This window comes from Gammaproteobacteria bacterium CG11_big_fil_rev_8_21_14_0_20_46_22 (assembly GCA_002796245.1).
In the GTDB taxonomy this organism is placed as follows: Bacteria; Pseudomonadota; Gammaproteobacteria; order UBA12402; family UBA12402; genus 1-14-0-20-46-22.
Genome location: PCWT01000026.1, coordinates 1 through 4,671, shown reverse-complemented (window position 1 = coordinate 4,671; position 4,671 = coordinate 1). Strand labels below are relative to the sequence as shown.

Sequence of the window (4,671 nt, the reverse complement as noted above, 5' to 3'; positions counted from 1 at the left end):
TGGCTTTTTATACACCAAATAAATCGCAAGCTAAAGACATGCGTTGTTCACCTTATTGGAGCGACAGCTTTCACGGGTTGCCATGTACAACAATGCTGCTTCCAGAATACAGCGGTATTCGATCTCAAGGTGAAGCCTATGCGAAAAAGCTCAAGGACGCAGGTGTTGCAATTAATAAAGTGATAATGCCCGGGCAGACGCATAATACACCGATTTGCCGAAAAGTCTTAAATGATGGAGAAGATCCTGCTGTGGTTGCTGGAAGCGCTTTAAAGTTGAAATTTAAGTAAGCTTAATCAATAACCATTGATGGAGAGTTCTAAAGTTATGAACTTTTTAGATACTGGAAACGTTAATTTTCACTATGAACTTTTTGGTGAGGGTGATTCAGTTTTGGTTTTTATTGCAGGCTATACCTGTGATATAGATTTTTGGCGACCCGTGGCTAATGCGTTAAAAAATACACACCGCGTCTTAATATTTGATAATCAAGGTATTGGTTTAACGCGGGATAATGGTGGTGTATTGATTGTCGAAGAGCTGGCTCAAAACATACAGGAAATGCTATTTAAGTTGGGCATTGAGAAAGCGGATTTTTTTGGGTTTGCATTCGGTAGTTCGATAGCACTACAGCTAGCGTACTCGTTTCCTAACCTAGTGAGTCAGCTGGTTTTATTAAGCCCTGTTGTATCCTGGCGTGAAGCAGCAATAAAAAACATCAATGTGCTGATAGAGTTAAGGCAAAATAACAAGCTTGACTTATATTTTAAGAAATTATTGGAGGTGGCTTTTGGTCAGGGCTTTAAGCAGGCGGTTAATTTTGCTGATTTTAAAATGATGATCTCAGAGGGGCTTAGTAATCAGACGCTACTTGATCAGATTCGACAGGCCGACGCATTAAAGGAATTCGATGCTACAAAGTGGATTGCTGAAGTTTCAGTACCGGCCACTGTTATCGCGCCGACTGAGGATCAATTTTCAACACTCGACGATGCAAGGGTGGTGGCCAAGGCAATTCATGCAGACTTTTATCAATTAAGTTGTGGCCATGCTGTTTTATTAGAAGCAGAAAAAGAATTGATTACAGTATGTAAAAAGGCTATTAATTGAGTTGTTATACTATTTTAAAGCTGGGTAAAGTTTGCGCGTTGCAAGAGCGTTTATTCAAAGGTTGAAAATCATTGGAGAGGATGGGTGAGATTAAAAAACAAAGTTGCTATTGTTACAGGCGGCTCACAAGGCATAGGTGAGGCGATTTGTTTAGCCTATGCTAAAGAAGGCGCAAGGGTTGCTATTGTGAATAAAAATAATCCGAAAACAGGTAAGCAGTTAGAGGCTAAAATTCTTGAAAATGGCGGAGAGGCTTTTTCCATCACATGTGATGTGACTCAGCCTGGTCAAGTCAGTCAGTTAGTTGATACCGTCATTTCAAAATATGGACGCGTCGATATTTTGGTCAATAATTTAGGCTTAGGGGTATTCAAATTATTTGAAGATCATACGCTGGAAGATTTTGACTTTAGCATTAACACGAACTTGAAAAGTGCTTTTGTATTAGCACAGAAAGTGGTGCCCTATATGAAGAAGCAACAATATGGGAAAATTATTTTTGTTTCATCAATTGCCGCAAACTTAGGGTTTTCCAGTTTATCGGCCTATAGCGCGACAAAGGGCGCACTGCGGGCGCTAGTTAAGACATTGGTCGCTGAGTTGGCGCAGTATCATATCAATGTCAATTTATTAACACCTGGCAGCACAGATACGCCAGGCAATGCGACATTTGTTAATAATCCTGTGGTCAGTGAAAAAATAAAACAAAATACGCCCACAAAAACCGGCTTCATGAAACCTGAGGATTTAGCGGGGCCCGCTGTATTTCTAGCCAGTGATGAGTCTAGTGCCGTGCATGGTTTAGACTTAGTCGTGGATAATGGTGTTTCGGCAGTTTCGATGTAATGGCTTGTTTATTTTTTGATCAAAATGTGTTATAGGAATTCATTTTAACCTATGTTACTATCGTCGATTAGTCATTCCTAGTGAAGAAATAGTCGAAGCGAAGCCTATGTTGCAGAAACACATACATTATAAATATCTTATCTTTTATGTGACGGCTTTTGTATTATGCTTTCTTACTCAAGAAGTCCTTCTTAATCGTTTAATCATGCTTGGTGGTCGTTATTATGTAACAGGTGGAACTTTTATTTATTTTGTTTCTCCCTTGATTACAGACGTAGTCGCAGAAGTATATGGTTATCAGATTGCTAGGCAAATTCTTTGGCTAGGATTATTTTGCATACTTTTTTTGGCTGTTTGCACTGCGATAGTCATTAGATTGCCCTACCCGCCTTTTTGGCAGGCAGATGCGCACGCATATTCTATGGCGTTGAATTTTCTTTTTAGGGGGACAGTCGTTGGAATAGTCGCTGTCATCATAGGGCAATTCATTAATATTTATCTAATTAGTAAATGGAAAATCTTGCTACAAGGAAAGTATTTTTGGATGAGAAGTACCGGCTCCAGTATTATAGGCGATGCGGTTACGGTGACAATATCGATTGTTTTTATCTTTTGGGGCAGAGTGCCGTTTAGTGAATTCAGTGCGTTTTTAATTCCTGAGCTAGTTATAATGGTTGTTTTTTCTGCCGCTGGTGCAGTACCCGCACTTTTTTTAGCAAAGCTAACAGCAAAAGCAGAAGGATTGAATAATTATGATGTTGGTGTAAACTTTAATCCATTTGCCTTCACTATTGATGAAGGCGGGGATAAAGGCTAACAGTTTGATTTTAAGTAAAAATGTAGGGGGTAGTTGATGATAGTTGTTTATGTGAAACATTATTTAAACGAAGATGGAAGGCGTTATTTTGACGAAACATGGTTTCCTTATGTACAAAGCATCATTACTAAGCAGGAAGGTTTTGTAGGTATCGATACTTCTCGAGATGATCACGACAAGGATTGTATCAATATTACAGTTAAATTTTCTGATGCTGAGACACTAGATAAATGGGTGAGGAATGATCTTCATCAAGAGGTTATTAATGATTTAGATGCGTATAGAACGAAAGGGCAGCGATGGTTCGTTAGTGATGGTAGTGCTCCACCGCTCTTAAACGAGTGGGAAGAGGCGCCTTTACCTGAGTCACCAACACCAGGTTAATATTATTTTTTGTTTAGTCATTGTAGATCATGTTTATGATAATCGTGGCTTGGAATCATCTTTTAGTATGTGCTGATGCATTATAAAGAACTGCCTGTATCTATTTACCAAAAAAGATTTTGGCTTGAGTGGGCTAGAAACCCTGATAGTAGTGCTTACAATGTTTCAGCGGTTTACAAATTTCAAGGTGCTTTACGTAAAGATGTATTAAAACAGGCATGTCATCTTCTTATCACGAGGCATGAGCTTTTTCGCTCTCAATTTAGCGATGATGGTAACCATAATTGCTGCGCTTCATTTAATATTGATGATTTTTATTTCGAATCTGTATTAGATTCAGCCTTATCTGTTGAAAGCCAGATTATTAGCTTGTTGAATTTGCCTTTTTCATTAACAGGGTTCCCTTTATTAAGGTTTCATTTGTTATTAGGAAAAAATACCTATTACTTTCTGATCAATGTGCAACATACAATGCTTGATGGTAGATCTCTTGCTATTATTTCACGCGAGATATCGAAAATATACAATGCACTTATTTCGGGGAAGGTCCTATTTTCAAGCAATATACCTTCCCTATCTGAATATATTAATGCTGAAGCTGAGCTAATTAGCAAAAAAAATCCGGAGGCGGCTAAAAGATTTTGGCGAAAATTTCTTAAGGGTATGCCGCTATCTGTTGCTTTGCCCGGCAATACTAACTTTGTTTCCAATGCGCGAGGTAGTGAAGCTATATTTTTTGAAATTAACGGGAGCTTGATAGATCGTTTAAATTGTCTGGCAAGTTTAAATAATACAACAAGATTTGTTATTTTACTTGCACTATATGGTTTACATTTAGCGAAATTCCTAAATCAAATGCAGGTGCTTATTAGTTATCCCAAAGATATGCGCCCCAAAAAGTATAAAAAAGTTTTGGGGTGTTTTATTAATAATTTGCCTGCAAAAGTTATTTTAAATGATGAATGTGTATGTTTCTCTGATTTGATTAAGGCTATATCTTTGCAAAGACAGCAATCCTCTCATTTTTCATGGTATCCGTTAATGAGTATTATTCGAGATCAAAGAGAATCTAGAGGAGATTTGGGGCGGGATTATTTTGGTGTTGGGTTTTCTCAGGCTAACCTGAATATGACCCCTGTTTTTCTACACGGAGTCGAAGTGCATAATATGAAACTGCCTTGGAGTCATCAGGCTATTTATCAGTTAGGTATGCAATATGACGATAGTTTGGAAGACACTATTTTATTTAAGTTTGAGTATCAAAAAAATAAGTTTGACTCATTCATGGCGTGCTCATTCGTCTCTTCTTTTAAAGAGTTGCTTCAAAAAGCGTCTATTGGAGATTTTATTCTAGAGGATTATTTGCCGTTAGCTGGTAAAGAATATCAAAAACTTATATACACTTGGAATTGCCTAAGTAGCTTTCCTGTTAATAAAACATTAAGTCAACGATTTGAGGATCAGGTTAAGTTATCACCTGATGCTTTGGCGTTGGTTTTTGAAGGAGTGCCGCT

Annotated in this window: 6 protein-coding genes; all 6 read left to right on the top strand. The window is 37.9% G+C overall.

Translation table 11 applies throughout. The annotated features are described in order from the left end of the window. Nucleotides 1-290, top strand: a 290-nt coding sequence (locus COV52_03180; GenBank protein ID PIR11589.1) for a hypothetical protein, incomplete at its 5' end; no start/stop codon positions are given. 19 nt (nt 291-309) lie between these two features. After that, a complete protein-coding gene (locus COV52_03175) occupies nt 310-1,110 on the top strand; it encodes a hypothetical protein (GenBank protein PIR11588.1) in 801 nt (266 codons plus the stop codon). An 84-nt stretch (nt 1,111-1,194) separates the two neighbouring features. Beyond that, on the top strand, nt 1,195-1,956 hold the full coding sequence (locus COV52_03170) for a hypothetical protein (GenBank protein ID PIR11587.1): 762 nt from the start codon (nt 1,195-1,197) through the stop codon (nt 1,954-1,956). A 106-nt stretch (nt 1,957-2,062) separates the two neighbouring features. Further along, on the top strand, nt 2,063-2,773 hold the full coding sequence (locus COV52_03165) for a hypothetical protein (protein PIR11586.1): 711 nt from the start codon (nt 2,063-2,065) through the stop codon (nt 2,771-2,773). A gap of 36 nt (nt 2,774-2,809) precedes the next feature. Then, a complete protein-coding gene (locus tag COV52_03160) occupies nt 2,810-3,157 on the top strand; it encodes a hypothetical protein (GenBank protein ID PIR11585.1) in 348 nt (115 codons plus the stop codon). A 75-nt stretch (nt 3,158-3,232) separates the two neighbouring features. Then, a partial coding sequence (locus COV52_03155; GenBank protein PIR11584.1) for a hypothetical protein occupies nt 3,233-4,671 on the top strand: 1,439 nt, incomplete at its 3' end.

What these genes read in the sequence shown, in the direction of transcription:
- COV52_03160 (PIR11585.1), top strand. Translation starts at nt 2,810, where the DNA reads ATGATAGTTGTTTATGTGAAACATTATTTAAACGAAGATGGAAGGCGT.
- COV52_03175 (PIR11588.1), top strand. Translation starts at nt 310, where the DNA reads ATGGAGAGTTCTAAAGTTATGAACTTTTTAGATACTGGAAACGTTAAT.
- COV52_03165 (PIR11586.1), top strand. Translation starts at nt 2,063, where the DNA reads ATGTTGCAGAAACACATACATTATAAATATCTTATCTTTTATGTGACG.